The 1647-nt window shown below is 48.1% G+C and carries 2 protein-coding genes and 1 pseudogene; all 3 read right to left on the reverse strand.

Translation table 11 applies throughout. The annotated features are described in order from the left end of the window. Positions 1-174: 174 nt before the first annotated feature. Positions 175-348, reverse strand: a complete 174-nt coding sequence (locus QUB12_RS37225) for a hypothetical protein (RefSeq protein WP_333311104.1) — start codon at positions 346-348, stop codon at positions 175-177. 173 nt (positions 349-521) lie between these two features. Next, a complete protein-coding gene (locus QUB12_RS37230) occupies positions 522-917 on the reverse strand; it encodes a hypothetical protein (RefSeq protein WP_333311106.1) in 396 nt (131 codons plus the stop codon). Beyond that, a pseudogene (locus tag QUB12_RS37235) lies at positions 907-1647 on the reverse strand (hypothetical protein); the annotation flags it as partial. The pseudogene QUB12_RS37235 and the gene QUB12_RS37230, both read right to left, overlap by 11 nt.

The raw sequence follows: 1647 nt of genomic DNA on the forward strand, positions 1-1647 counted from the left end.
AATCCTTACTGTGCCGTACAAAAAAGCTGTACCAAAAAATCTATGCTTTAATTGGTACAGTTTAATTTTCAACTCTTCAAGTTTTTGAGAGACAAAAAGAGTGATTCCTAGAATGCTTATCCAGTAAAACTTTCAGCCGATTCGTAAGTTTCTGTACGACTGCTCACTTCACCCCTAATAGTAGATATCCTTGACCATCAGGGAACAAGCTTCGGCAATGCGGCAGGCGGTGTAGAGACAAACTCCGAAGAGGGTGCGATCGCGAGCGGTTTGCAAACCTTTGTTGAACAAAAGCTCGATTTCCTGTTGCGTGAGTATTTTGGCCTGCCCGTGCCGTTCTATCTTCATCTTGGTAAACTCGACCTGATACCAGAAAGTTTGCCGCACTTACTGCATTGCTGCATCGCTCGGCGGGGATTTCTTAACGTGGTAGTCCAGCTCACGATGGCGTAGAATACACAGCATCCGTCGCTTGGTTTAAGACGGGACTGGACGAAATTAATCCGTTCCTCGGCTGACCGTCATACAGCGCGATCGCTGCACCAACATCCGAATAAATGCAGGCGCAGCAGCCGAAGCATTATTGGCTGTCTGTGGCGATGAGGGAAAGGATGTACAGGCAAGTGGTGTGGAAAAACGCGGGGTGTGGGTTTTTCCGACACTTTAGGGGCTAAGCATATCGCAGTGTTTGAGGAGGGCGATCGCAATCTTGTTGTGATGAAATAGTTTTTTGAGAGTATCAGATATTGAAGCGGTGGGGACTCAGCCGTTTCAACCGGCAAGGGCCGTGGCATCATTAATCCTCGTCTCTCGCATAACTGGCGATCGCCACCATAACCCACAGGAATTGGTGAAGCGATCGCCCCCCCGGAAACAGCAACGAAACTCCACAGCTTTCCCCAAGCACTAAATAACATCTGGCAATTCGCGTTCTACAAACCACAAGCGCGGATATCGGTAAGCGGCAACTGTCACCACTATCGCTATAATTTCCATCGTAATAAATAGCAAGCCAATACCGCGACCCGGCCCCACGCCAAGAATTTGTCCGACGCTTCCTGCCAATAACCCGTCAGTCGCCATGAGAGGTTCAAAGATTCGTTCGGCTAGAGGGCCAGCCACAACATAAGCGGCGGGAATACACGACCAACAAATCATGTTGATTGTAGCAAAGACCCGGCCTTGAATATCGGGAGCCACTTTTCGGAGCAAGATAGCATCGCACCAGCCATTGACGAGCGGTAAACTGAAAAACAAGATGAAGTTAGCTAAGGCAAAAAGTTCGGTACTCGTGCGTAAACCGAATGCTAGGATGCACAGATGAGCAAGGATATCGAAAACAAATATGCCACGAATTAAACGTTTCGGCCCACCCCAAATACTCATAGCAAGACTACCCAACAGCATCCCCGCGCCACCGATAGATTGAATGGTTCCGAGAACGGTAACTGAAGCAAAAGAAAGTACCAAGGGAGTGAGTAAAACTTCAACCAGCCCTGTAACAAAGTTGTCGAGTGCGAATAAAATTAGCAGCATTAATAGTCCGGGTCGAACGGTAATATAAGCCCAGCGTAAGGATTCAGGTCTGAAATTCGGGAATGAGGTCAGGCATAGGAAAGTAGTCACAAGAATGGGCAGAAAGAGCCT

The sequence above is a fragment of the Microcoleus sp. B7-D4 genome, assembly GCF_036705125.1.
Taxonomy (GTDB): domain Bacteria; phylum Cyanobacteriota; class Cyanobacteriia; order Cyanobacteriales; family Microcoleaceae; genus Microcoleus.

Bases quoted from the DNA above. Each gene is read 5' to 3' on its own strand.
- QUB12_RS37225 (WP_333311104.1), bottom strand. From the start codon at position 348: ATGAAGATAGAACGGCACGGGCAGGCCAAAATACTCACGCAACAGGAA.
- QUB12_RS37230 (WP_333311106.1), bottom strand. From the start codon at position 917: ATGTTATTTAGTGCTTGGGGAAAGCTGTGGAGTTTCGTTGCTGTTTCC.